Genomic DNA, 24,164 nt, shown 5'->3' with positions numbered 1-24,164 from the left:
GCTTGCCGCGCGTGGCGAGCGCTGTCCAGTAAATCGCCGCCACGCGCTTGCAACATCCCACCCCCGGTGCTAGGCGCGCGCCAGCCTTGCGGCAGGGGTCTTACAGGCCCGCTTTCGCCCGAGGCGCAGCAACGTTTTCTCGGACCTCCAAGAGGATCTTTCGCGCGTGGATATTTCCGCCGGTATACAGGCCAGCCTAGCGGGGCGTTACGCCGCTGCCCTTTTCGACCTCGCGAGCGAGAACGGGACCGTCACCGCGGTCGAGAGCGATCTCGAAACGCTGCGGGCCGCGCTCGCCGAATCGGCCGACCTGCGCGCGCTCATTGGCAATCCGGAAATCTCGCGCGGGGCGCAGGGTCAGGCGATGGCGGGCGTCGCCAAGCATCTCGGCCTTTCGCCGCTCACCACCAATTTTCTCGGCGTGCTGGCGGACAACCGCCGCCTGTCGAAGCTGTCCGACATGATCGCCGCGTTCAAGGCGATCGCCGCCGCGCAGCGCGGCGAAGTCAGCGCCAAGGTGACGAGCGCGCATCCGCTTTCGGACGACCAGCTCGCCAAGCTCAAGGACAAGCTCACCGCGCGCGAGGGCCGCACCGTCATGCTCAGTGCCGATGTCGATCCGGACCTGCTCGGCGGCCTCGTCGTCACCATCGGATCGCAGCGCATCGACGCCTCGATCCGCACCCGTCTCAACTCGCTTGCCCAGGCCATGAAGGCCTGACCCAGACAGCCATAAGGGCTCAAAGGAACACGAAACATGGAAATCCGCGCCGCAGAAATCTCGAAGGTCATCAAGGACCAGATCGCCAATTTCGGCACCGAGGCCGAAGTCAGCGAAGTCGGCTCCGTGCTCAGCGTGGGTGACGGGATCGCCCGTATCCACGGCCTCGACAAGGTGCAGGCCGGCGAGATGGTCGAATTCGACGGCGGCATCCAGGGCATGGCGCTGAACCTCGAAGCCGACAATGTCGGGGTCGTGATCTTCGGTTCGGACACCACGATCAAGGAAGGCGACACGGTAAAGCGGACCGGCACCATCGTGGACGTGCCCGTGGGCAAAGGTCTGCTCGGCCGCGTGGTCGATGCGCTCGGCAATCCCATCGACGGCAAGGGCCCGATCGAGGCGACCGAGCGCCGCCGTGTCGAGGTCAAGGCGCCGGGCATCATCCCGCGCGAATCCGTGTCGGAGCCGGTGCAGTCGGGGCTCAAGGCGATCGACGCGCTGGTTCCCGTCGGCCGCGGTCAGCGCGAACTCATCATCGGCGACCGCCAGACCGGCAAGACCGCCGTCGCGATCGACACCTTCATCAATCAGAAGGAAATCAACGCGGGCGACGACGAGAGCAAAAAGCTCTACTGCGTCTATGTCGCGGTCGGCCAGAAGCGTTCGACCGTCGCCCAGATCGTCAAGCAGCTGGAAGAAAACGGCGCGATGGAATATTCCATCGTCGTCGCCGCGACCGCTTCGGAACCCGCCCCGCTCCAGTATCTCGCGCCCTACACCGGCTGCGCGATGGGCGAATTCTTCCGTGACAACGGTATGCACGCCGTGATCGTGTATGACGACCTTTCCAAGCAGGCCGTCGCCTACCGCCAGATGTCGCTCCTGCTGCGCCGTCCTCCGGGCCGCGAAGCCTATCCGGGCGACGTGTTCTACCTTCACAGCCGCCTGCTCGAGCGCGCGGCGAAGATGAACGCCGACAACGGCTCGGGCTCGCTCACCGCGCTACCGATCATCGAAACGCAGGCGGGCGACGTGTCGGCCTACATCCCGACCAACGTGATCTCGATCACCGACGGGCAGATCTTCCTCGAGACCGACCTTTTCTACCAGGGTATTCGCCCGGCGATTAACGTCGGCCTCTCGGTGTCGCGCGTCGGCGGCGCCGCCCAGACCAAGGCGATGAAGAAGGTCTCGGGCTCGATGAAGCTCGACCTCGCACAGTACCGCGAAATGGCGGCCTTCGCGCAGTTCGGTTCGGACCTCGACGCGGCGACGCAGAAGCTGCTCAACCGCGGTGCGCGCCTGACCGAACTGCTCAAGCAGCCGCAGTTCTCGCCGATGCCGTTCGAAGAGCAGACCGTGTCGATCTTCGCCGGGACCAACGGCTATCTCGACTCGGTGCCGGTCGAGCGCGTGACCGACTACGAAGAGCAGATGCTCGCCTTCATGCGTTCCGAACACGCCGACGTGCTGGCCGAAATCCGCACCACGCAGAAGTTCGAGGACGACACCAAGGCCAAGGTCGTCGCCGCGCTCGACGCCTTCGCCAAGCAGTTCGCCTAAGGGAGAGCCAGGTGGCCAGCCTCAAGGAACTCAAGGGCCGGATCAACTCGGTCAAGTCGACCCAGAAGATCACCAAGGCCAAGCAGATGGTCGCTGCGGCCAAGCTGCGCCGCGCGCAGGCCGCGGCCGAGGCGGCGCGCCCCTATGCCGAGCGGCTGGCCTCCGTCATGGCGAGCCTCGGTGCGCGCGTTTCGGGCGACAATGCGCCCAAGCTGCTCGCCGGGACCGGCTCGGACCGGCGCAACCTGATTGTCGTGGTCAACACCGACAAGGGTCTGTGCGGCGGTCTCAACGCGAACCTCGTCAAGGCCGCGAAGGCCAAGGCGCGCGAGCTTCTCGCCGCGGGCAAGGAGATCGAATTCTACCTCGTCGGCAAGAAGGGCCGCGCGCCGCTCAAGCGCGATTTCGCCAAGGAAATCGGCGGCGGCTACGACACCAGCGAGGTCAAGACCCCCGGCTTCACCGAAGCCGACGCGATCGCGGCCGAACTCATCGATATGTTCGAAGCCGGCAAGTTCGACGTCGCGCACCTGATCTACCCGACTTTCAAGTCGGCGCTGGTGCAGGATCCGACCGTGAACCAGCTCATCCCCGTCCCCGCCCCGGAAGGCGGCGAGGTCGATGATGCCGTGGTCGAATACGAGCCGGGCGAAGAGGAGATCCTCGAGGAACTCCTGCCGCGCTACGTCAAGACGCAGATCTTCGGTGCACTGCTCGAACGCGAGGCATCGGAACAAGGTGCCTCGATGACCGCGATGGACAACGCGACGCGCAACGCGGGCGAGCTCATCAAGGATCTCAACATCGAGTACAACCGCAGCCGTCAGGCCGCGATCACGACCGAACTGATCGAGATTATCGCCGGGGCGGAGGCACTGTGATGCGAATTACGCTCGCCCTTCTCCTCGCCGCCCCGCTCGCGCTCGCCGCCTGCGGCGATCCCGTGGACCCGGACAAGCTCGAGGAAGTCTCGACCGCACCGACCACGCCGCCGATCCTCGAAGAGGAACCGGGCGAACCGGAAGACCTCGGCGACGCGTCCGAACTTGAAACCGACGAGAACGTGCCGAGCCTCGCCGAAGTCCAGCTCGCGCTTGCCCAGTGCAATTACGAGGAGGAAGTGATCGACGCGACCTGCACCGCGACCGAGGAAGGCACCGAGTTCAGCTGCACCTACAGCCTCGAAGGCGACACGCCGGAAACCGAGCGCGAAGCCTTCATCGCCGCCGACGGCGACACCTACACCCTGATCGACATCCCTGAAGACTGCCCCGTGCAGTAACCACCCACAGGAAGCAGAGAAAATGGCAACCGCACCCGCATTGAACCAGACCACGAACGGCACCATCGCCCAGGTCATCGGCGCCGTCGTCGACGTCCAGTTCGAAGGCGAACTGCCGCCGATCCTCACCGCGCTCGAAACGAAGAACGGCGACACCACGCTGGTCCTCGAAGTCGCGCAGCACCTCGGCGAGAACACCGTGCGCACCATCGCGATGGACGGCACGGACGGCCTCGTGCGCGGTCAGGAAGTGGTGAACACCGGCCAGCAGATCAGCGTGCCCGTCGGCCCCAAGACGCTGGGCCGCATCATGAACGTCGTCGGCGAAGCGATCGACGAGCGCGGGCCGATCGGCGCCGAACAGACCGCCCCGATCCACGCGCCGGCGCCGGAATTCATCGACCAGTCGACCGAGGCAAGCATTCTCGTCACCGGCATCAAGGTCATCGACCTCCTCGCCCCTTACGCCAAGGGCGGCAAGATCGGCCTGTTCGGCGGCGCGGGCGTCGGCAAGACCGTGCTGATCCAGGAACTCATCAACAACATCGCCAAGGGTCACGGCGGCGTGTCGGTCTTCGCGGGCGTCGGCGAACGCACCCGTGAGGGCAATGACCTCTATCACGAATTCCTCGACGCGGGCGTCATCGCCAAGGACGAGAACGGCGAAGCGACCAGCGAAGGGTCCAAGGTGGCGCTCGTCTTCGGCCAGATGAACGAGCCTCCGGGCGCGCGTGCCCGCGTCGCGCTCTCGGGCCTCACCATGGCCGAGTATTTCCGCGACCAGGAAGGGCAGGACGTGCTGTTCTTCGTCGACAACATCTTCCGCTTCACGCAGGCCGGTTCGGAAGTGTCGGCGCTGCTCGGGCGCATCCCCTCGGCGGTTGGCTACCAGCCGACGCTCGCGACCGACATGGGCAACCTGCAGGAGCGCATCACCTCGACCACCAAGGGCTCGATCACCTCGGTGCAGGCGATCTACGTCCCCGCGGACGACCTTACCGACCCGGCTCCGGCGACCTCGTTCGCGCACCTTGACGCGACCACGACGCTGAGCCGCGCGATTTCCGAACTCGGCATCTACCCGGCGGTCGACCCGCTCGACTCGACCTCGCGCGTTCTCGAACCGCGCGTCGTCGGCCAGGAGCACTACGAAGTCGCGCGCAAGGTTCAGGAGACACTCCAGAAGTACAAGAGCCTGCAGGACATCATCGCCATTCTCGGGATGGATGAACTGTCCGAAGAGGACAAGCTGACCGTCGCCCGCGCGCGCAAGATCCAGCGCTTCCTCTCGCAGCCGTTCCATGTCGCCGAGGTCTTCACCAACATCCCGGGCGTGTTCGTCCAGCTGGAAGACACGGTGAAGAGCTTCAAGGCGGTCGTCGAAGGCGAATACGACCACCTGCCCGAAGCCGCCTTCTACATGGTCGGCGGGATCGACCAGGCGGTCGAAAAGGCTGCCAAGCTGGCCGAGGAAGCGTAAGCGCGATGGCACTCCACTTCGAACTCGTCACCCCGGCCAAGCTGGTCCGTTCCGAGGACGTCCACATGGTCGTCGTCCCCGGCGCGGAGGGCGAATTCGGGGTGCTCGAAGGCCACGCGCCCTTCATGTCGACGATCCGCGACGGCGCGGTGCAGGTCTACAAGAGCGAAGGCGCAGCGCCCGAGACGATCGAAGTCCGCGGCGGCTTTGCCGAAGTCGGCGCGAACGGCCTCACCGTTCTCGCGGAGCACGTCGAGACGTAATGTCCGTCTCGGCCGGCAAGGTCATGGTGCGGCGGTCGCTTCTTCGGGCGGTCGCCGTGCTTTCCTTGCTTGCCGTTTCCTCCTTCACGATCGGAGCCGCATCGGCTCACGATTTCGAGACCATCCCTCACCCCGATCCCGATCTGGCTTCCCAAGTGGAGAAGAACGCCGTTTTCGCGTTCTGCCCCCAAGTCGTGCGTGACGGGCGCCCGAGCCGATATCCCGGCCTTTATGGTCTGCGCAGGAATGACGAGGCCGGGTCAAGATGGGAATTCACGTCTTCGCAAACCTTTCTCGGATCACGGATCGATGTCTCGCCAGACGCGGCGACGCGCAGTTGCACGGTTGCAATCAGGCCCTCCGCAATCGAGTTCGATCCGACCGCAACCCGCCGCGTTCTCGAAGGCGGAATGCGGATCAGGGGGTATCGCTTGGTCGATGACAGCGATGGCCTTCGCGTCTTTCTAAAGACCGTAGAGGGTTCGGGTCATGTCTATGTCTACAGCGTTAGCGAAAGCAGCGATGCGGTCACGATCGCCTTCCTGATCGAGGCCGGGTAATCCCCGCAGATCAATCGGTCCAGACGGCTTCACCGTGCTCGCCGAGCCTGTCGAGACTATGCGTGTCCCCGCCAAGGCGGGGACCTCTTTCGGCATAGAGCAAATTCGATGAGAGCCCCCTCTCGCCGAGACACCTCGAGAGAGCATAGAGAAGGGCAGCTTTGGAAGCAGCCGCCCTTTTTCGATTCTCCCCCTTCACATCCCCGCACCGGCGGGCCACACCCGCGTCAACCAATCCCTTCAGGAGAGGACGTTTGAAGCTTGTTTCCACCCTTGCCCTGGCAGCCGCTATGACGCTGACCGCCGCTACGAGCGCGAACGCGCAGAACACTACCGAAACCGTCGTCGGGGTGCCCGGCCCGGAAGAGGATCCCTTCATCTGGCTCGAGGAAGCGCGCTCCGAAGAAGCGCTCGACTGGGTCCGCGCCGAGAACGAGCGCACCCTCGCCGCGCTCGAAAACGACCCGCGTTTCGAGGAATTGAAGGCCGAGGCGCTCGCGATCTACGACAGCGAGGACCGCATCCCCTTCGCCACCTTCCGCCCGGACGGGCTATACAATTTCTGGCAGGACAAGCAGAACCCCAAGGGCGTTCTTCGCCGCACGACCCTCGAGAGCTACCGCACCGACGAGCCTGAGTGGGAGGTGGTGCTCGACATCGATGCGCTTGCTGCGGCGGAAGGAAAGGAGTGGGTCTACAAGGGCTCGACCTGCCTGCCGCCGGCGCTCAACAAGTGCATGATTGCGCTTTCCGACGGGGGCGAGGACGCGACCGTGATGCGCGAATTCGACACCTCGACGAAGAGCTTTGTCGAAGACGGCTTCGTGATCGACGAAAAGAGCCAGGGCAGCGTCTCGTGGATCGACGAGGACACGCTGCTGGTGAACCGCGATTTCGGCGAAGGCACACTGACCGAAAGCGAATATCCCTTTACCAGCCGTATCTGGAAGCGCGGCACTCCCCTTTCAGAGGCAGAGGAAATCTTTCGCGGCGAACCCACCGACGTCTGGGCCGGCGCCAGCCTGCTGCGCGATGCGACCGGCACGATCCAGGCGCGCACCGCCTTTCGGGGCATCAGTTTTCACGAAAGCCTCTACTACGTCTGGAAAGACGGCGAGTGGCTTGAACTCGACATCCCGAAAATGGCCTCGCCCTACGGCATCGTCGATGGGCACCTGCTGTTTTCGACCGATGTCGTATGGGAAGCGGACGGGCAGACCTTCCCCGCCGACAGTCTCGTCGCTGTCGATCTCGAGGAGTGGAAAGCCGATCCCAATGGCGCGGCCAAGACGCTGGTATGGGCACCGGGCGAGCGCCAGACCAAGCGCGGCGGGTCGATCACCGCGAACGCGCTCTATGTCGGCCTGCTCGACAATGTCGTGGGCAAGGTGCTCGAGTTCAATTTTGTCGCCAATGAAAACGGCGGCGGCCAGTGGTTAAGCCGCGAGGTCGCCCTGCCTGACAATGCCACGGTCGGCATCGCGGCAAGCTCGAACGAAACCGACCAGATCATGTTCACGGTCACCGACTTCCTCAACCCGACGACGCTCTACTATTCGGACGGCAGCAGCGATCCCGAAATCATCAAGACTTCGCCTTCCTATTTCGACAAGGCTGGCATGGAGGTCGAGCAGCACGAAGCGACCAGCGCGGACGGGACGAAGATCCCCTATTTCATCGTCAAGCCCAAGGGCATGGCAATGGACGGCAGCACTGCGACATTGCTGACCGGCTATGGCGGCTTCCAGATACCGCGCCTGCCCGGCTATCTCGGCACCACCGGCAAGCTCTGGCTCGAGCGCGGCGGGGCCTACGTCCTCGCCAACCTGCGGGGCGGGGGCGAGTTCGGACCCGGCTGGCACCAGACCGCGATCCGCGAGAACAAGCAGCGCACCTGGGACGACTTCATCGCGGTGGCCGAGGACCTTGTGGAGCGCGGCTTCACCTCGCCCGAACATCTCGGCATCCAGGGCGGCTCGCAGGGCGGCCTGCTGGTCGGAACGGCCTTCACCCAGCGGCCCGACCTGTTCGGCGCGGCGATCGTTCAGATCCCGCTGTTCGATATGCTGCGCTATCACCTGATCGGACGCGGCGCTTCGTGGATCGGCGAATACGGCGACCCGCGCATTCCCGAACAGCGCGCCTGGATCGAAGGCTATTCACCTTACCAGATGATCGCCGAGGACGAGGACTATCCCGTGCCTTTCCTGTGGGCCTCGACCGCCGACGACCGCACCCACCCCGCCCACGCGCGCAAGGGCGCGGCCAAGCTCAAGGCGCAGGGCCATGATTACTACTATTTCGAGGACATGACCGGCGGCCACTCGGGCGGCGTGGACAATGAACAGCGCGCCAAGCTGCAGGCGCTCCAGCACGTCTACCTGATGCAGCGCCTGATGGACGAACGCGACGGCGGCTGAGTCGGGCGCCTTGCTTCGGCAAGACCCAAGCGCGGTCCCGCAAAGCGCGGGGCCGCGCTTTTTCGCAAGCCTGTAAACCCCTCCGACATTCCCGCCTCGCTTCGCCGCGCGAATGGCACGGGGGGTGTCCTCAAGGCGCAATTAACCCTGCCGGGAAAGGCCGACTTAAGCCTGCGAACCCCCATCCTGCGCGGGACAGGGGCGAAAAGGAGTTCGAGACAATGGCCTACCCCCGCGACATTTCCATTGCCGAAGCGATCAAGCGCTATCGCCTGCCGCGGACCCACCGGGTCCACTGGTCGCCCGCGCGCAAGGCCGACGTGGTGCGCGCGGTGCACGACGAGGCGATCAGCTTCGGCGAGGCGCAGCGGCGTTACCTGCTCAGCCGGAGCGAGTTCGAACAGTGGGAGCGCGACCTCGTGGGCACGCAGCCCGGCGGCGCGCGGCTCGAGGACGCCTGAGAGCTAGCGCGCCGCTTCCTCGACCTCGACCAGCACCTCGTTGCGGCGCAGCGGCCCGGGGACCATGGGCGCATCGTAGAAGGCGTATTCGAACGCGCCCTTCGCCCGCAGCCCCTGCGCCTCGACCCATTCGGCAAGCATCTGCTCCATCTCGGCGAGGTCTTCGGCCGAGCCGTTCCCGGCAAAGCGCACCGCCGCTACGCGCCGGGCGGGAATCTCGGACAGGGTGATGTCGGCGGGCGGTTCGGGCAGCGTGTCGAGCGTGTATTTCGCCGGCATGACGAAGCGCATCCGCCATGCGTCCTTGGCGACCTCGTCCTCCAGAACGGGGGCGGTCATGGCGATTTTCTCGTCCTCGCGCGCACGGTCCTGCAGCACCGGCGAGGTCATCGCGATCTTCTCGCCGCCTGCGGGCCGGTCCTGCCCGAAGATATAGGCGGCAAGGCGGCGGAAACTGCGCGAGCTGGCCGCCTGCCGCGTGCCCGTATGGGTGATCTCGGCGACGACGAGCGCGGGATAGTCGCGCAGCTCGAACGCGCCGTCGATGGCGACGGAAGCGTAGTCGGGTTCCTCGGTGTTGCGATACTGGGCGTAGGCCACGGCGGCTCCGGCAAGGGCAAGCGCGCCCCCTGCGGCGATCCAGAAGGTCTTTCTCATGCTCCTAAAGCCCCGCAGCCGCGCGAAGGTTCCCGCCTCGGCCTCAGGTCCGGGTAGGCGCGTGGAAGTCGGGCGGCTTGGTGCTCACCCAGGCGACGAATTTCGCGATGGCCGGATGCTCGCGGACCCTTTCGGGGTCGTCGCCGATCCGGGCGAGCTCGGCATTGGTGAAATTGGCGTGGATCGCCTTGTGGCAGATCGGATGGAGCGGGACAGTGCCGCGCCCCTTCTTCGATTTCGGGACCGGGTGATGCCATTGCAGGCGCGTTTCGAACGGACGGCCGCACAGCCAGCAGGAGAGGTCTTCGCCCTCGCTCACGTTTCCGACTTCTTGGAGGCTTTCGCCGCTTCCTTCTTCTTCCTCATCGTGTCGTGGAAACGGTCCGCCCAGCCCGGCTTTACCAGCTGTTCGGCGCGCACCATGCGCAGTTCGCCCGCCGCCACGTCGCGGCTGACGGTGGAACCCGCGGCGACGATTGCGTCGGGGCCGATCTTGACGGGTGCGACCAAGGCCGAGTTCGAACCGATGAAGGCGCGCTCCCCGATGTGGGTCTGGTACTTGAAATAGCCGTCGTAATTGCAGGTGATCGTGCCCGCGCCGATATTGGCATTAGCCCCGACGGTTGCATCGCCGATATAGGACAAGTGGCTGGCCTTCGCGCCCTTGCCGAGCACGGCCTTCTTCATCTCGACGAAATTGCCGACAAAGCTGCCCTCCTCCATCACCGCGCCGGGGCGCAGGCGGGCGAAGGGGCCGACCGAAGCGCCGCTCGCGAGTTCGGCGCCTTCGATGTGGCAATAGGCCCGGATGCGGACGTGGTCGGCGATGGTAACGCCCGGGCCGAAGACGACGTGCGGCTCGATCGTGACGTCGCGGCCCACAACGGTGTCCCAGCTGAAGAAGACCGTCTCGGGCGCGGTGAGGCTTGCCCCTTCGGCCATCGCCCGTTCGCGCCGCGCGGCCTGCCAGCGCGCTTCGAGCGCAGCCAGTTCGGACCGGGAGTTGACGCCGGCGACCTCGTCGGGGTCTTCGGTGATGACGACCGCGCACGGCCGACCGTCGGCGATGGCGATGTTGACGATGTCGGGGAGGTAATATTCACCCTGCGCGTTGTCGTTCCCGACCCTTGCAAGCAGGGCGAAGAGGTCCGCGGCCTTCGCCGCCATGAGGCCCGAATTGCACAAGTGGCAGGCGCGCTCGCCTTCGTCTGCGTCCTTGTATTCGACCATCTTGATGATCGCGCCGTCGTCGTCGGCGATGATGCGGCCATAGGCGAGCGGGTCGTCGGGCTCGAAGCCCAGCACCACCACCGCAGGCGCATCGGGGCCGTTCAGCCGGTCGAGCATGGCGCGCATGGTCTCCACCCGCACGAAGGGCACGTCCCCGTAGAGCACCAGCACGTCGCCGTCGAAACCTTCAAGCAGGGTTTCGGCCTGCTGCACCGCATGGGCCGTGCCGAGTTGGGGTTCCTGCAGGCAGGTTTCCGCCCTGCCCTCGACCGCCGCCTCGATCTGCTCGCGCCCTGCACCGACGACGACCATCTGCCGCGTGGCACCCGCCTGCTCGACCGAAGCCATGAGGTGCCCGAGCATCGGCCGACCGGCGATCGGGTGGAGGACCTTGTGCAGGTCGCTCTTCATGCGGGTCCCCTTGCCCGCGGCGAGGATGATGGCGGCGAAGTCTTGCATTGGTCCCCCTTAGGATGGAGCGCATTTGCCCGCAAATGCTTGCGATTTGAAGTCGTCTCCGCCTGCGCGTCCATGTATGGGGGCGGGCATGACAGATTTTCGCTTTTCGGCTGTCGGATTCGACCTCGACGGCACCCTGCTCGACACCTTCCGAGACCTCGGCGCGGCGGTGAACTATGCTCTATCCCTTGGCGGTTTCGCCCCGGTTCCGGTGGATTCCTCGAAGGACCTGATCGGCGGCGGGGCGAAGGTCATGCTCGCCCAGGCGGTGCAGGCGCAGGGCGGGCTTGCGGGCGGGCTCGAAGGCGACGATTTCCGCGCGCTCTACAAGGCGATGTTGCAATATTACGCCGACAACAACGCGGTCCACACGCAGCCTTTCGACCATGCCCGCCGGGTGGTGGACGAACTCGGCGCGAAGGGCGTCCGGATGGCGGTCGTCACCAACAAGTTCGAGGAATTCGCCCGTTCCATCCTCACCCAGCTCGATTTCCTCGATCCCTTCGAGACGGTCATCGGCGGCAATTCGGTCGGCAAGGACGAGGCAGGCAAATACATCGCCAAACCCGACCCGGCGCCGGTTCTCGAAGCGCAGAAGCGCTGCGGCGTCGAGGATGCGAGCCGCTTCGTCTTCATCGGCGATTCGACCTATGACGTGAAGGCCGCGCGAGCCGCGGGCGTGAAGGTCGTGGCCGCCGGATACGGCTATTGCGATCGCCTGCCGGGCGATCTCGGGGCGGACGCGGTGATCGATTCGCTCGATGCGCTGATCCCCACGCTTGAGACACTCTGAACCGCCTGCCGCTACGGCAGGGCGGAGCCGCCCGGCCCCTGCCATTCTCGCGGTTGCAAGGCCCCGCCAAAAGTGCAAGGCAGCGCGCGCATTCACGGTTTACGCGCGCGTCAAGCTGGCGCGCCCATCCACGCAACTGAGAGGACACACCCATGAGCATCGATTTCAAGGACAAGGTAGCCATCGTCACCGGCGCCGGCGGCGGGCTTGGCAAAGCCTATGCGCTCGAACTGGCCAAGCGCGGCGCGAAGGTCGTCGTCAACGACCTCGGCGGGTCGCGCGACGGCACCGGCACCTCGGACGCGGCGGCGCAGGTCGTCGAGGAAATCGAGAAGGCTGGCGGCGAGGCGATGGCGAACGGCGGCTCGGTCACTGAATACGAGCAGATGGAAAAGATGGTCGCCGATGCCAAGCAGAAGTGGGGCGGCGTCCACGTCCTCATCAACAACGCGGGCGTGCTGCGCGACAAGACCTTCGCCAAGATGGACCCGGCCGATTTCGAATTCGTGCTGAAGGTCCACCTCACCGGCTCGGCCTTCGTCACCAAGGCGTGCTGGGAAACCTTCCGCGAACAGTCCTATGGCCGCATCCTGATGACCGCCTCCTCGACCGGCCTGTTCGGCAATTTCGGCCAGGCGAACTACGGCGCGGCGAAGCTGGGTCTTGCGGGCCTGACCAAGACGCTCCAGCTCGAAGGGGCGAAGTACAACATCAAGGTCAACACCCTGTCGCCGGTGGCCGGCACGCGCATGACCGAGGACCTCTTCCCCGAAGAAGCCTTCAAGCTCTTCGCACCGGAAAACGTGGTCCCGGCCGCGCTCTTCCTCGTCAGCGAGGACGCGCCCACCAACGCCATCGTCGGCGCGGGCGCTGGCGGTTTCCACTCCTCTTGGGTGGTGATGAACGACGCCGTCTGGCTCGAGGAAAAGGACCGCACGGTCGAAGGCTTCGCCGCGCGCTGGGAGGAGATCAATTCCTTCACCAACCTCCAGGCCCCGCAGAGCGGTTCGGAGCAGTCGGGCAATATCCTGAAAGCCATGCAGAAGGTCACCGGCACCGGCCCGTCGAGCGCGCGCGGCTGATCCGGCTACTCGCACGGGAATTCGGAAAGGCTCGCCCTCGCAAGGGGGCGGGCCTTTCTGCGTTCAGGCGGACAAAGGTGACACCCTGTCAACTTTCCGATTTACCGAATAATGCATTTGCGACAGGCGTTTAGCGCCCGCTGCGCCCACCGGACGGACAGGGGGAGCGGGGCCTTTTCGGCGCGAAGGCCCGTTCGTGGCGAGGTCGACGATGCGAAGGAGCGGCGCAAAGCCTAGCGGGGTCGCGCGAGGTAGGAAACGGCGGCGGCGGTCTGTCCGCTCACGACCCCTAAGCAGAAACTGCCTTGCGACCCTTCGGAGCCTTCATTCGATCACTCCATCGCCAGCGTAGCGGATCATTGCTCGCAGACCGCGTTCACCGTTGCGAATGGCGAGATCGACCCCCATCGCTTCAGCGAGGTCGCGGGCGATGGCAAGGCCGAGGCCCGACCCGGCCATCGTGCTGTCGAAGCGCGTGCCGACTTCGAATGCGCGGGCGATGTCGGCCTCTGCCATGCCGGAGCCGTCGTCCTCGATCTCGGCGGTGAAGTGCCCCTTCCTGTCGCATTCGAAGGTGAGCGTGACCGCGCTCAGCGCCCATTTGCCCGCATTGTCGAGCAGGATCGAAAGCAGCTCGGCGAAATCGACCGGGTCGAGCGGCAGGACGAGCCCCTCGCAGCCGGTCGCGCGCATGGTGAAGCGGCGCTCGGGGTGCAGCCGCTCCATCGCCCGCAGGATCGGGACCGCGACCTCGGGAATAACGACGCCCTGCCCCGACCGTTTCCGTCCCGCCGATGAGCGGGCGCGGGCAAGCTGATATTCGACCTGCTGCTCCATCGCCCGCGCCTGGTCGAGCAGGACCGCCCCCGATGCGGCGCAGTTCTCCTGCTCGCTGAGGCGCTCGGCCTCGTCGGTGATAACCGCGAGCGGGGTGCGCAGCGAATGAGCGAGATTGCCCGCCTGCACGCGGGCGCGCGCGACCATCTCCTCGTTCTGGCGGATATAGGCGTTCAGATCGGCTGCGAGCGGTGAAATCTCGGCCGGGTATTGGCCCTCGAGCTCCGTCGCCTCCCCGCGCCGCAACCGGCCGAATGCGGCGGCGAGCCGGTCCAGCGGCCTCAGGCCAAAAGAAACCACCGCCAGACCTGTTGCGAGAAGGAGCGCGGCAAGGCCGGCGAGCCACAGCGCTAGATCGGCAGTGAAGGCGTCGATCAGCCGATCGAGTTCGCTCTGGTCGGTGGCGATCACGAAATGCAGTTCCTCCCCCTCCGGTCCGGGCCGGGTGAAGCCGTAGGTGATCGCCGCCCCGGTCGGCCCGTCGTCGACCCGGTGGAGGATCTCGGGCGAATGGGCGATGCTTTCATCGAGGCTCCCGCGCGTCATCGACCGCGACCGCAACGGAGCGAGGCCGGGCGCGGTGACCTGCCAGTAGAAGCCCGACAGCGGCACCTCGTAACGCGGGTCCGACAGCGGGCGCGTCAGCCTGATCGCGCCGTCGGGCGCGATTTCGGTCAGGCGCGCGAGTTCGCGGACATGGACCTCCAGTTCCTCGTGATAGGACTGTTCGACATGAGCGGAGAATATCTGCGTCGCTGAAACCCAGATCGCCGCGATGCCGAGCAGCACCCACAACGTCACCGCGAGCAGGAAGCGCAGCCTGAGGCTTGAGAGGGCGGGAGCGCGCATCATCGCTCGAACCGGTAGCCCATGCCGCGAAGGGTGGTGATCCGCTCGCGCCCGATCTTGCGGCGCAGGCGGCCGACCAGCACCTCGACCGTGTTGAGTTCGCGCTCCGCCTCGAGCTCGTAGAGATCCTCGAGGATGTCGGCTTGCGACATGACCTGGCCTGCGCGGCGCATGAAGAGGTGGAGCAGGCGGAATTCCTGGCGGCTGAGCGAGAGCGGCGCGCCGTCCTGCCGCGCGGTTCGGGCGAGCGGGTCGAGCACGAGGTCGCCCGCCCGGAGCGCCGTGCTGCGCGAGCCCTGCTGGCGGCGGAACAGGGCATTGAGGCGGGCGAGGAGTTCCTCGAAGCGCACCGGCTTGACCACGAAATCGTCCGCGCCCGCATTCAGCCCCTCGACCTTGTCCTGCCAGCTGCCGCGCGCGGTGAGGATCAGGATCGGCGTCTCCACCCGCCGGTCGCGCCAGCCGCGCAGGAGGTCGAGCCCGCTCCCGTCGGGCAGGCCGAGATCGAGGATGATCGCGGCCAGGCGTTCGACATCGGGCCAATCCTCCGCCTCGTTCTGACTGGTGGCGAGATCGACCGCGAAATCGGCCGCGCGCAACCGCTCCGACAGGCGGCGACCGAGCTCGGGATCGTCCTCGACGAGCAGGATGTGCATGGCGATGCCCTTCCGTCCTTTCGACCGAGGGTGTGGCGCGCGAAACTGACAAGAAGCTGGCAGGCTGACAAGTTGTTGTCAGCTTGGTGGGCCAGAGAACCGGGCATGACACCGCGCTCCATCGCCCTTCTTGCCGCCCTCGCCGCCATGGCGGGCCTGCCGGCCTGTTCTTCCCCCCAATCGGAACAGGCCGGCAGCGATGGAGCCGAGACGGCCCAGGAACCGGACGGCCTCGCGATCGAGACGGCCGACGTGATGGAGATCGACGGCGTGCCGATAGGCAGCGCGCCGGGGACGATCACCCTGCCGCCTGAAGCGCGAGTCGCGGTGACCGCCCCGTTCCCCGGCGCGGCGGTGCGGGTCTTCGTGATCGAGGGCCAGCGCGTGGCGCGCGGCGATCCGCTTGCGCTGGTGCGCGCGGCGGAGCCGGTGCAGATCAGCGGCGAGCTTGCCCGCGCGCGCTCGGCCGAACGGCTCGCCGAGGCCCGCGCCAAGCGCCTCGCCCAGCTGGCCGAGGAAGGCATCGTCGCCGAGGCGCGCGCGGACGAGGCGCAGGCGGAATACGAACAGGCCCGCGCGACCCGCGCCGAGGCGGCCCGCCTCGCGGCGCTCGGCGGGATCGGGCCGGACGGGACGATGACGCTTGCCGCGCCCATTGCGGGCCGCGTCGCCCATGTCGGGGTCGAAACGGGCGGCGGAGTCGACGGGATGGGCGCGCCCTTCGTGGTCGAGGCCGAGGGCGCGTATCAGGTCGAACTGCAATTGCCCGAACGGCTCGCGCGCGAGGTGCGGCCCGGAATGGCGGTAGAGGTCGCGCTGCCCGGCGCGGACGGCGAGGCGCTGTCGGTCGGCGGGCGGATCATCGCGGTCGCGCCGTCGATCGATCCTGCCACCCGCTCGGTCATGGCGCGCGCCAGCATCGGCGATGCGCCGGGCGTGGTCGCCGGTCGCAACGTCAGCGTGGCGATCAGGGGCTCGGGCAAGGGTCTCGCCGTGCCCGAACACGCCGTCACGCGAATCGCGGGCAAGGACCATGTCTTCGTGCGCGAGGGCGAGGACTGGACCGCCCGCCCCGTCGTCGTCGGCGCGACAAGCGGCGGGCTGGCGATCATCGCCGAGGGGCTGGAGGCGGGCGAGACCGTCGCCGCCAGCAGCGTCGCCGAACTCAAGGCGCAGGGGGCGGAATAAGCGCCATGCTGGGCAAGCTCGTCGAAAAGGCGCTCTCGCTGCGCCTCGCCGTCCTCGGCCTCGCCGCAGTCCTCGCCGGGATCGGCGGCTGGTCCTTTGCCAACCTGCCGATCGATGCCTTTCCCGACATCAGCACGACGCAGGTCAAGATCATCCTCAAGGCCCCCGGCATGACGCCGGAGGAAGTCGAGAGCCGCGTCGTCACCCCGCTCGAGATGGAACTGCTCGGCATTCCCGAACAGACCGTCCTGCGCTCGGTCGCCAAATACGCGATCGCCGACATCACCATCGATTTCGAGGATTCGACCGACATCTACTGGGCGCGCCAACAGGTCGCCGAGCGGCTGAATGCGGCGATGGGGGACCTGCCGCCAACGGTCGAGGGCGGGCTCGCGCCGATTTCGACGCCGCTCTCCGAAATGTTCATGTTCACGCTCGAAGGCCCGCAGAGCCTCGCGGAAAAGCGCCGCGTGCTCGACTGGACGATCCGCCCCGCGCTGCGCACCGTGCCGGGCGTTGCGGACGTCAACGCGCTGGGCGGCTATGTCGAGACCTTCGAGGTCGCTCCGCGCGTGAACGCGCTCGCCGCCGCGGGACTTTCGACCGCCGACCTCGCCGCCGCGATTGAGGCGAGCAATCGCAATGACGGGGCCGGCAGGCTCACCAGCGGGGAGGAATCGCTCATCGTCCGCTCGACCGGGGCGATCCGCACGCTCGACGATCTCGCCGCGGTGGTGGTGCGTTCGCAGGGCGGCGCGGTGGTGCGCGTGGGCGATGTCGCCGACGTGCGCACCGGCAGCCTGACGCGCTATGGCGCGGTCACGAAGAACGGCACGGGCGAGGCGGTGCAGGGGCTCGTCATCGGCCTGCGCGGGGCGGACGCGGCGAAGGTCGTCGAAGGGATAAAGACAAGGCTCGAGGAGATCCAGCCGAGCCTTCCCTCCGGCATGAGCGTGGACGTCTTCTACGACCGTTCCGACCTTATCGGGCGCGCGGTCGGCACGGTCGAATCCGCCCTGCTCGAAGCGACCGTGCTGGTCGTCATCCTGCTGCTGCTATTTCTTGGCGATTTCCGCGCCTCGGTGATCGTCGCGCTCGCGCTGCCGATGGCGGCGCTGCTGACCTTCATCTTCATGCGCGCCATCGGACTGACGGCGAACCTCATGAGCCTCGGCGGGCTCGCCATCGCGGTCGGCATCCTCGTCGACGGGGCGGTGGTCGTGGTCGAGAACGTGGTCGAGCGGCTGTCGGACGAAAAGCACGCCTCGCTCGGCAAGCTCCACAATGTCTATGTCGCCGCCGCCGAGGTCGCAAAGCCCGTCGCCTCGGGCCTTGCGATCATCGCCATCGTGTTCCTGCCGCTGCTCACGCTCGAGGGGTTGGAAGGCAAGCTGTTCAGCCCGGTCGCGCTCACCATCGTCCTCGCGCTCGCCTCGGCGCTGGTGCTGTCGCTGACGCTTGTCCCGGTTCTCGCCTACTACCTGCTTAAGGTGAAGGCGACCGACGCCGAGCACCACCACGAGCCCTGGCTGATGCGCCAGATCGCCCCGCGCTATCACGCGCTGCTTTCCGGTGCCTTCGCGCACAAGCGTAGGGTCTTCGCGGTGGCGGGCATCGGCCTCGCTCTCGCGGGGGCAGCCTACACCGTGACGGGCAAGACCTTCCTTCCGGTGATGGACGAAGGCTCGGTCATCGTGCAGCTCACCAAGCTGCCCTCGATCTCGCTCGAACACAGCGTCGAGGGCGACATGAAGGTGCAGCGCGCGATCCTCGCCGAAGTGCCCGAGGTCGAGGCGGTGATCGCGCGGGTCGGCTCGGACGAACTCGGCCTCGACCCGATGAGCCCGAACGAGACCGACAGCTTCCTGCAACTCAAGCCGCGCGAGGAATGGCGGGTCGAGGACAAGGACTGGCTGCTCGGCGAATTGCGCAAAGTGATGGAGCGTTTCCCCGGGATCGAGCCGACCTTCACCCAGCCGATCGATATGCGGACCTCGGAAATGCTGACCGGCGCGCGCGGCGATCTTGCGATCAAGCTGTTCGGCCCGGACCTTGCCGAACTCTCGCGGCTGGCCGGCGAGATACAGGCGCGGCTCGAGACGATTCCCGGCACGAGCGAGGCGATGACCGTGGCGAACGACCAGGTCGACTATCTCCTCGTCGACATCGACCGCGTCGCCGCGGGCCGGGTCGGGATGCCGGTCTCGGACCTCCAGGACATGATGCGCGCGCAAGTCGAAGGCGTGCGAAGCGGAGTCGTCAACGAAGGCGTGCGGCGCGTCCCGATCGTCGTGCGCGGGCAAGGCGGCGCGGGCGAGCTGGGTGCGCGGGAATTCGCCGATCTCGTCTACCGCTCGCCCACCGGCCAGCTCGTCCGCGCGAGCGATGTCGCGGATGTCACCCGCGTCGAAGGCCCGGTCAAGCTCGAGCACGAGGACGGCTCGCGCTATGCCATGGTGCAGGCTTTCGTCTCGGGCCGCGACCTTGTCGGCTATGTCGAGGATGCGAAGGCGGACCTTGCCGCCAATGTCCCGATGCCGCCGGGCTACCGGCTCGAATGGGGCGGCCAGTTCGAGAACCAGCAGCGCGCCTCGGCCCGGCTCGCGGTGGTGCTGCCGGTGGCGATCCTGCTGATCTTCGGCGTGCTCTACCTGACGCTGCAATCGGTCCGGGCCTCGCTCCTCATCCTCACCAACATCCCCTTCGCCGCGGTCGGCGGGATGATCGCGCTTGCGGTGTCGGGCGAATATCTCTCGGTCCCCGCATCGGTCGGCTTCATCGCGCTGCTCGGCATCGCGGTGCTCAACGGGCTCGTCATGGTGACCTATTTCCGCCAGCTGCGCGAAGAGGGCGTCCCGCTCGCGCAGGCGGTGCGGCAGGGGGCCGAGCGGCGACTGCGCCCGGTGCTGATGACCGCTAGCATCGCCGCCTTCGGCCTCGTGCCGCTGCTGTTCGCGACCGGGCCGGGCTCGGAAATTCAGAAGCCGCTCGCGATCGTCGTGATCGGCGGGCTGGTCTCGGCCACCCTGCTGACGCTGGTGCTTCTCCCGATCCTCTACGAACGCTTCGGAGAGGGGCCGCGCGAGCGCAGCGCCGACAGCGACACCGAGAAGGAGGCGCTGGCATGATCCGCAAGGCGCTTTTCCTCGCTCCCCTTCTGCTGGCGGGCGCACCTCTCCTCGCCGAGCCCGGCCTGCCGCCCGAAGCTGCGGTCGAGCAGGCGCTCGAGGAGCATCCCGAGGTCAACGCCGCGCGCGCCCGGCTCGACGCGGCGCGGGCGCGCGCGAAGGGGCTCGCGCGCGGGCCTTACGAAGTCACGGTGCAGGGAACCTACCAGCGCCGCAATGTCCGCTCGGGCGGGGAATTCGACGAATACGACGCGATGCTCTCGCGCAGCTTCCGCCTGCCCGGCAAGGCCCGGCTCGACCGCGAGATCGGCCGCCACGGCATCGAGGCGGCCGAGAACATGGCCGAGGATGCGCGCCACGAAGCCGCGCTCGCGCTCGCCGCCTACTGGTTCGACTGGCTCGCCGCCTCCGCCGTGGCCGAAGTCGACCGGGCGGCGGTGGAGAATTACGAAGCCGCGCTCGCCGCGCTCGAGCGGCGGCGCGACCTGCGCGACGCCTCGCAGCTCGAAGTCGACCGGGCAGCCGCAGCCCTTGCCGAAGCGCGCCGGGCGCTCGAACAGTCGAGCGGCATGGCGGATCTCGCCCGCTCGCGCCTCGCCGCGCGCTTTCCGGCTCTCGCCCTCCCGGCGGATGCGCCGGACATTCCGCTGCCCGAAATGGCCGACGCGCGGCTTTCGCAGCTGGGCGACCTCGTGGTCGTCAACAGCCACCTCATCGCCGCCGCCGAGGCCGAAAGCGAGCGCATGGCCGCGATGGCCGACCGTGCGCAGCGCGACCGCGTCGCCGATCCCACCATCGGCCTCAGGGCTTTCTCCGAGTTCGGCGGGATCGAGCGCGGCGCGGGCGTGGTGGTGTCGATCCCGCTCGGAGGCGGGCATCGGGCCGCGCTGGCGAGCGAGGCGGGCGCCTCGGCTTCCGCGGCGCTGTCGCAGGCGCAGCTTGCCCGCATCGAGGTCGAGGAAACCGCGACGTCCGACGTGGTCGAGGCGCGCTATCGCATCGCCACCTGGGCGCGCGCCCGCGAGACGGTCGAGGCGCAGATGAAAGCGCTCGCAAAGCTGCGCCGCGGACAGGAACTGGGCGAAATCGACCTTGCCGAACGGCTGCTGGGCGAACGCATGGTCCACGACGCCTTCCGCATCGAGGCCGAGGCCCGCGCGGACGCGATGCGCGCGATCACGAAGCTGAGGATCGACGCTCACGACCTCTGGATCGCGGACTGACGGCACCCGGTCGTTCGGGCCGGAAGCCAGACGCTATGTCAGCGCGCGGCGGCATTCGCCAGTGTCGCAGACGTCTCCGTTCCACCCACTTTCCTCCATCGAAACAGGTGGTTCGAGCGTTCCGAAGCTGCCACTTGCGCTGCCGGAGCCTGCGCCCGCACAGTGTTCGGGCCTAGTCCTCGACCGCCTTCACCAGCCGCCGCTCCATCGGAGCAAGGACGTTCGCAAGGTCGTGGCCGCGCTTCATCACCTGGCCGTGTTCGCCGAACAGGGTCCACATCCCCTGCTTGTTCCTGAGCGCGGGTCGCTTTTCGAGCCGCGCCTGTGGGCGTTCGGCGGTGCGGCGGAAGGCGGCGAAGGTGGCGCATTTCGAATCGAAGTCCATCGCGTAATCGCGCCATTCGCCGGCGGCGACCATGCGACCGTAGAGGTCGAGGATGCGCTGCAGTTCCTCGCGCTCGAACCCGACCTGCCCCGCGCCACCGCGGGCCGGGAAAGCGACGACCTGTCCGGGGAGCCCTGCGCCCTTGCCCGCCGCCATCAATCGTCGGTCCCGCTCTTGCGTCCGAAATCGAGGCTCGCCTGGCGGGCCGAGGCATCCTCGATCGCGCGGGCCTGCGCGGCCTTGATCTCGGCCAGTTCGGCCTTGAGCGCGCCAAGTTCACTCTCGAGCTTCTCGATGCAGTCGCTGCGCGGCTCGCACGGGTCGTCCGACGGCGTGCCGTAGGGGATGAATTCCTTGATCCACTCCTCCGCCGGAACCAGCGTCGAACGGGCCTTGAGCCCCACCATTGTAGCCCCCGGCGCGACATCCTCGGTCACGACGGCATTGGCCCCGACGCGGGCGCGCTCGCCCACGGTGATCGGGCCGATGATCTGCGCGCCAGAGCCGATGATGACATTGTCCTGCAGCGTCGGGTGGCGCTTGCCCCCCTTGCCGTTGGTCGGGTTCGTCCCGCCCAGCGTCACGCACTGGTAGATCGTCACGTTATCGCCGATCTCCGCGGTTTCGCCGATGACGGTGAAGCCGTGGTCGATGAAGAAATTTCGCCCGATGGTCGCGCCCGGATGAATGTCGATCGCGGTCAGCGCGCGGCTGACATGGTTCACCAGCCGGGCGAGGAAATAGAGCTTGGCCTCGAACAGCCAGTGCGCGACGCGATGGAACCCCAGCGCCCAGACCCCCGGATAAAGCAGGATTTCCCAGCGCGAACGCGGCGCCGGATCGCGCGCCCGGATCGAGTCCAGATAGGCCGTCAGCTTATCGAACATGGCCCCATTACCCTTCCACCAATCGGCGCGTTTTGCAAATCCGGCTCGTCAGATCAGGCGCCCCTGCTCGGGGCCGTGCATCGCTTCGAGCGCAGCGCGCCAGACCGACATGGTGGCGGGAACCTGCCGTTCAAGGCTGATCCGGTCGATCGTAGCGACGAGCCTTTCGAGCGCGGCGAAGCTGCGCTCCGCGCGCGGGACGAGGTAATCGGCCGCGCCCTCGGCGAGCGTGAGGCCGCGCTGCTCGGCCATCGCCTCGATCAACTGCGCCGCCATCGCATCGTCGGGCGCGCCGATTTGTAGCTGGAGCGAGCCGCCGAGGCGCGAGGCGAGGTCGGGCAGCGCGATGTCCCAGGGCTGGCGGTCGGCGATCAGCAAAAGCGGTTCGCCCGCGCGCGATCCGCCCTCCTGCCCGGCGTTCCAGCGGTGGAACAGCGCGTCCTCATCCCAGCGGTCCGCACCGTCGATCACCGCGATCCCGCGCGCGGCGGCCCATTCGCCGAGCAATGACTTGCCCGAGCGTTCCGGCCCGGTGAGGACAGCCGTGCCGTAAGGCCAGCGCGAAGGGTCGGACAGCGCCTCGACCACATGGGCATTGGCATTGCCGATCACGATCCGCCGCGGCGCTCCGCCCCTTCCCGGAACCAGCGGGAGCGCGATCTGCGAGGGAGAATCGGAAGCCGGGGGCATCGGCGGCACGCGCGCCGGTCAGCGGCTGATGGCGAGCGCGCCCGCCCCGCGATTGACCGCGAAGCCACGCTCGACCAGAGCTTCGGCAAGATCATCGAGGCTGCCCGCATAGCGCACGCTCATCACGCTGGTCCCGCCCATCGCGGTGCTGGTGACGGCAAGCGAGCGCACGCCCGGCACGCCCCGCATGGCCGACAGCGTCGCATCGAAAGCGCCCGCGTCCGGGCTGGCGAACTGGACCGTGATCGCGCGCACCGGTGCGCTCGTCTCGGCGGGGCTCGGCGTCTCCTGCGCCTCCGCCGGTCCGGTCTCGCCTGGAGCGGGGAGATCGCCCGCGCCCTCACCCTCGGCCCCCGCCTCGGCCTCGCGCTGCTGGATCGCGCGGCCGAGCTCGATCAGGCGGAGCAGCGCCGGGTCGATGTCGCCCGAATCGCTTTCGCGCAGGGTCGGGTCAGGGGTGAGCTTGCCTTCCTCGAGCGCGGCCTCGAAGATCCGGTCGAACCGCCGCACCGCCTCGGCGAGCATATCGGGCACCTCTTCCGGACTGGAAGCGGACAGTTCGAATTCGCCGAGGAAGGTGCTGTCGGGGCCATAGCGCGCGGTGAAGATGCCTCGTGCCGGGCCGCCGGGGAACTGGTAATCGACCCGCGCGATCGGCACGAGCGCATCGGCCGCGCCGTACTGGTCGAGCGTCGTGCGCCACCACGCACGGCTGCGCCTGCGGGTCTGGCCGAAATTGATCAGCAGCGAATCGCCCCCCGCCCCGCTCGGGCGGACATAGTCGATGCGGCTCGTGCCCGGATTGAACTCGGCCCAGGCGCGCTGCCATTCATTGCGGCGCTCGAATGTCGTGTAGGCCCCGCCGCTTGCGATCACGGGGATCAGCAGCATCGGCGCGGAGGAACGCTGCTGCGCCTGCCCGCCGAGATAGCGCCCCGCGCGCTGGCGATCGAAGACCACACCGAGCGTCGCGATGTAACGCTTCGGCCCGATGTTCTCGCGCTCGATCACGATTGCGGAGACGAGGCCGGAAAGCTGGCTGTCGGAAATGGCCGGGCCGTCGACCTTTTCCCACGCCCTGCGCTGGGCCTCGCGCCACGCCTGCTCGCGTGCTTCCTCGGCCGAATCGGCGGTCACGTCCACGGCGATCCCGCTCACTTCGATATCCACGCTCGAAGCGGTGGGCGCGATCCCGCGCTCGCCCGAAACCTGCGCCAGCACCAGCGCATAGCCGCCCGACAGCAGCGCAAGCGCGCCGAGCGCGGCGGCTCCGTGCCGCAGCCAGCGCCGCGGCGGGAGCGGAGTCCCGGCAAGAGGCGGGCGAAGGGGGGAAGAGGACGCGGTCAT

The 24,164-nt window shown here is 67.3% G+C and carries 23 protein-coding genes; 14 read left to right on the top strand and 9 right to left on the bottom strand.

What is annotated here, in order from left to right; all coding sequences use genetic code 11:
* Nucleotides 1-166: 166 nt before the first annotated feature.
* From G9473_RS02150 to G9473_RS02110, 9 genes are all read left to right on the top strand, one after another.
* Entirely contained in the window at nt 167-721 is a 555-nt protein-coding gene (locus tag G9473_RS02150) for a F0F1 ATP synthase subunit delta (RefSeq protein WP_291135543.1), read from the top strand.
* 36 nt (nt 722-757) lie between these two features.
* On the top strand, nt 758-2,287 hold the full coding sequence (atpA, locus tag G9473_RS02145) for a F0F1 ATP synthase subunit alpha (protein WP_291135541.1): 1,530 nt from the start codon (nt 758-760) through the stop codon (nt 2,285-2,287).
* An 11-nt stretch (nt 2,288-2,298) separates the two neighbouring features.
* Entirely contained in the window at nt 2,299-3,168 is an 870-nt protein-coding gene (locus G9473_RS02140) for a F0F1 ATP synthase subunit gamma (protein ID WP_291135539.1), read from the top strand.
* Nucleotides 3,168-3,569 (top strand): hypothetical protein, encoded by a 402-nt coding sequence (locus G9473_RS02135; RefSeq protein ID WP_291135537.1) that lies wholly within the window; start codon nt 3,168-3,170, stop codon nt 3,567-3,569. Before G9473_RS02140 ends, G9473_RS02135 begins: the two co-directional genes overlap by 1 nt.
* Nucleotides 3,570-3,591: 22 nt before the next feature.
* Nucleotides 3,592-5,049 carry a F0F1 ATP synthase subunit beta gene (atpD, locus tag G9473_RS02130; protein ID WP_291135535.1) on the top strand — a complete coding sequence of 486 codons (1,458 nt, stop codon included), beginning with the start codon at nt 3,592-3,594 and terminating at the stop codon, nt 5,047-5,049.
* A 5-nt stretch (nt 5,050-5,054) separates the two neighbouring features.
* Entirely contained in the window at nt 5,055-5,312 is a 258-nt protein-coding gene (locus tag G9473_RS02125) for an ATP synthase F1 subunit epsilon (RefSeq protein ID WP_291135533.1), read from the top strand.
* The gene (locus tag G9473_RS02120) at nt 5,312-5,872 is read left to right on the top strand and encodes a hypothetical protein (protein WP_291135531.1); all 561 of its coding nucleotides are present in this window, start codon (nt 5,312-5,314) and stop codon (nt 5,870-5,872) included. The genes G9473_RS02125 and G9473_RS02120 overlap by 1 nt, the downstream gene beginning before the upstream one ends.
* 290 nt (nt 5,873-6,162) lie before the next feature.
* Nucleotides 6,163-8,292 (top strand): prolyl oligopeptidase family serine peptidase, encoded by a 2,130-nt coding sequence (locus G9473_RS02115; protein WP_291135529.1) that lies wholly within the window; start codon nt 6,163-6,165, stop codon nt 8,290-8,292.
* Between the two features lie 221 nt (nt 8,293-8,513).
* On the top strand, nt 8,514-8,753 hold the full coding sequence (locus G9473_RS02110) for a DUF1153 domain-containing protein (RefSeq protein WP_291135527.1): 240 nt from the start codon (nt 8,514-8,516) through the stop codon (nt 8,751-8,753).
* Nucleotides 8,754-8,756: 3 nt separating this feature from the next.
* Here the strand turns inward: G9473_RS02110 and G9473_RS02105 are convergent, their stop codons facing one another.
* The 3 genes from G9473_RS02105 to glmU are packed head-to-tail and all read right to left on the bottom strand — an operon-like array spanning nt 8,757 to nt 11,099.
* Nucleotides 8,757-9,410: a heme-binding protein gene (locus G9473_RS02105; RefSeq protein WP_291135525.1), complete on the bottom strand. Its 654-nt coding sequence runs from the start codon at nt 9,408-9,410 to the stop codon at nt 8,757-8,759.
* 43 nt (nt 9,411-9,453) lie between these two features.
* On the bottom strand, nt 9,454-9,729 hold the full coding sequence (locus tag G9473_RS02100) for an HNH endonuclease (RefSeq protein WP_291135523.1): 276 nt from the start codon (nt 9,727-9,729) through the stop codon (nt 9,454-9,456).
* On the bottom strand, nt 9,726-11,099 hold the full coding sequence (gene glmU, locus G9473_RS02095; protein ID WP_291135521.1) for a bifunctional UDP-N-acetylglucosamine diphosphorylase/glucosamine-1-phosphate N-acetyltransferase GlmU: 1,374 nt from the start codon (nt 11,097-11,099) through the stop codon (nt 9,726-9,728). Before glmU ends, G9473_RS02100 begins: the two co-directional genes overlap by 4 nt.
* A gap of 88 nt (nt 11,100-11,187) precedes the next feature.
* On the opposite strand from glmU, the gene G9473_RS02090 reads away from it, so the two are divergent.
* Complete coding sequence (locus G9473_RS02090) at nt 11,188-11,892, top strand: HAD-IA family hydrolase (protein ID WP_291135519.1); 705 nt, start codon at nt 11,188-11,190, stop codon at nt 11,890-11,892.
* Nucleotides 11,893-12,044: 152 nt separating this feature from the next.
* Entirely contained in the window at nt 12,045-12,974 is a 930-nt protein-coding gene (locus tag G9473_RS02085) for an SDR family NAD(P)-dependent oxidoreductase (protein ID WP_291135517.1), read from the top strand.
* A 324-nt stretch (nt 12,975-13,298) separates the two neighbouring features.
* Here the strand turns inward: G9473_RS02085 and G9473_RS02080 are convergent, their stop codons facing one another.
* Entirely contained in the window at nt 13,299-14,660 is a 1,362-nt protein-coding gene (locus G9473_RS02080) for a HAMP domain-containing sensor histidine kinase (RefSeq protein WP_291135515.1), read from the bottom strand.
* Complete coding sequence (locus G9473_RS02075) at nt 14,660-15,316, bottom strand: response regulator transcription factor (RefSeq protein WP_291135513.1); 657 nt, start codon at nt 15,314-15,316, stop codon at nt 14,660-14,662. Before G9473_RS02075 ends, G9473_RS02080 begins: the two co-directional genes overlap by 1 nt.
* A gap of 105 nt (nt 15,317-15,421) precedes the next feature.
* On the opposite strand from G9473_RS02075, the gene G9473_RS02070 reads away from it, so the two are divergent.
* Genes G9473_RS02070 through G9473_RS02060 form a run of 3 tightly spaced genes read left to right on the top strand, consistent with a single transcriptional unit; the run spans nt 15,422 to nt 20,855 of the window.
* A complete protein-coding gene (locus tag G9473_RS02070; RefSeq protein WP_291135511.1) occupies nt 15,422-16,504 on the top strand; it encodes an efflux RND transporter periplasmic adaptor subunit in 1,083 nt (360 codons plus the stop codon).
* A 5-nt stretch (nt 16,505-16,509) separates the two neighbouring features.
* On the top strand, nt 16,510-19,632 hold the full coding sequence (locus tag G9473_RS02065; RefSeq protein WP_291135509.1) for a CusA/CzcA family heavy metal efflux RND transporter: 3,123 nt from the start codon (nt 16,510-16,512) through the stop codon (nt 19,630-19,632).
* Complete coding sequence (locus G9473_RS02060) at nt 19,629-20,855, top strand: TolC family protein (protein WP_291135507.1); 1,227 nt, start codon at nt 19,629-19,631, stop codon at nt 20,853-20,855. Before G9473_RS02065 ends, G9473_RS02060 begins: the two co-directional genes overlap by 4 nt.
* A 172-nt stretch (nt 20,856-21,027) precedes the next feature.
* On the opposite strand, the gene G9473_RS02055 is transcribed toward G9473_RS02060, so the two are convergent.
* The 4 genes from G9473_RS02055 to G9473_RS02040 are packed head-to-tail and all read right to left on the bottom strand — an operon-like array spanning nt 21,028 to nt 24,164.
* Entirely contained in the window at nt 21,028-21,396 is a 369-nt protein-coding gene (locus tag G9473_RS02055; RefSeq protein WP_291135505.1) for a DUF2794 domain-containing protein, read from the bottom strand.
* On the bottom strand, nt 21,396-22,127 hold the full coding sequence (gene epsC, locus G9473_RS02050; RefSeq protein ID WP_291135503.1) for a serine O-acetyltransferase EpsC: 732 nt from the start codon (nt 22,125-22,127) through the stop codon (nt 21,396-21,398). The genes G9473_RS02055 and epsC overlap by 1 nt, the downstream gene beginning before the upstream one ends.
* A gap of 48 nt (nt 22,128-22,175) precedes the next feature.
* The gene (locus tag G9473_RS02045) at nt 22,176-22,817 is read right to left on the bottom strand and encodes an ATPase (RefSeq protein WP_291135501.1); all 642 of its coding nucleotides are present in this window, start codon (nt 22,815-22,817) and stop codon (nt 22,176-22,178) included.
* An 18-nt stretch (nt 22,818-22,835) separates the two neighbouring features.
* The gene (locus tag G9473_RS02040; protein WP_291135499.1) at nt 22,836-24,164 is read right to left on the bottom strand and encodes a heavy-metal-associated domain-containing protein; all 1,329 of its coding nucleotides are present in this window, start codon (nt 24,162-24,164) and stop codon (nt 22,836-22,838) included.

This window comes from Erythrobacter sp. (genome assembly GCF_011765465.1).
In the GTDB taxonomy this organism is placed as follows: domain Bacteria; phylum Pseudomonadota; class Alphaproteobacteria; order Sphingomonadales; family Sphingomonadaceae; genus Erythrobacter.
Note: the sequence above shows the minus strand (reverse complement) of the source record. Positions and strands in the feature narration are given on the sequence as shown.

Bases quoted from the DNA above. Each gene is read 5' to 3' on its own strand.
- G9473_RS02125 (WP_291135533.1), top strand. From the start codon at position 5,055: ATGGCACTCCACTTCGAACTCGTCACCCCGGCCAAGCTGGTCCGTTCC.
- G9473_RS02135 (WP_291135537.1), top strand. From the start codon at position 3,168: ATGCGAATTACGCTCGCCCTTCTCCTCGCCGCCCCGCTCGCGCTCGCC.
- G9473_RS02075 (WP_291135513.1), bottom strand. From the start codon at position 15,316: ATGCACATCCTGCTCGTCGAGGACGATCCCGAGCTCGGTCGCCGCCTG.
- G9473_RS02105 (WP_291135525.1), bottom strand. From the start codon at position 9,410: ATGAGAAAGACCTTCTGGATCGCCGCAGGGGGCGCGCTTGCCCTTGCC.
- G9473_RS02060 (WP_291135507.1), top strand. From the start codon at position 19,629: ATGATCCGCAAGGCGCTTTTCCTCGCTCCCCTTCTGCTGGCGGGCGCA.
- G9473_RS02085 (WP_291135517.1), top strand. From the start codon at position 12,045: ATGAGCATCGATTTCAAGGACAAGGTAGCCATCGTCACCGGCGCCGGC.
- glmU (WP_291135521.1), bottom strand. From the start codon at position 11,099: ATGCAAGACTTCGCCGCCATCATCCTCGCCGCGGGCAAGGGGACCCGC.
- G9473_RS02065 (WP_291135509.1), top strand. From the start codon at position 16,510: ATGCTGGGCAAGCTCGTCGAAAAGGCGCTCTCGCTGCGCCTCGCCGTC.
- atpD (WP_291135535.1), top strand. From the start codon at position 3,592: ATGGCAACCGCACCCGCATTGAACCAGACCACGAACGGCACCATCGCC.
- G9473_RS02055 (WP_291135505.1), bottom strand. From the start codon at position 21,396: ATGGCGGCGGGCAAGGGCGCAGGGCTCCCCGGACAGGTCGTCGCTTTC.
- G9473_RS02080 (WP_291135515.1), bottom strand. From the start codon at position 14,660: ATGCGCGCTCCCGCCCTCTCAAGCCTCAGGCTGCGCTTCCTGCTCGCG.
- G9473_RS02115 (WP_291135529.1), top strand. From the start codon at position 6,163: ATGACGCTGACCGCCGCTACGAGCGCGAACGCGCAGAACACTACCGAA.
- epsC (WP_291135503.1), bottom strand. From the start codon at position 22,127: ATGTTCGATAAGCTGACGGCCTATCTGGACTCGATCCGGGCGCGCGAT.
- G9473_RS02120 (WP_291135531.1), top strand. From the start codon at position 5,312: ATGTCCGTCTCGGCCGGCAAGGTCATGGTGCGGCGGTCGCTTCTTCGG.
- G9473_RS02090 (WP_291135519.1), top strand. From the start codon at position 11,188: ATGACAGATTTTCGCTTTTCGGCTGTCGGATTCGACCTCGACGGCACC.
- G9473_RS02110 (WP_291135527.1), top strand. From the start codon at position 8,514: ATGGCCTACCCCCGCGACATTTCCATTGCCGAAGCGATCAAGCGCTAT.
- atpA (WP_291135541.1), top strand. From the start codon at position 758: ATGGAAATCCGCGCCGCAGAAATCTCGAAGGTCATCAAGGACCAGATC.
- G9473_RS02045 (WP_291135501.1), bottom strand. From the start codon at position 22,817: ATGCCCCCGGCTTCCGATTCTCCCTCGCAGATCGCGCTCCCGCTGGTT.
- G9473_RS02070 (WP_291135511.1), top strand. From the start codon at position 15,422: ATGACACCGCGCTCCATCGCCCTTCTTGCCGCCCTCGCCGCCATGGCG.
- G9473_RS02040 (WP_291135499.1), bottom strand. From the start codon at position 24,164: ATGACCGCGTCCTCTTCCCCCCTTCGCCCGCCTCTTGCCGGGACTCCG.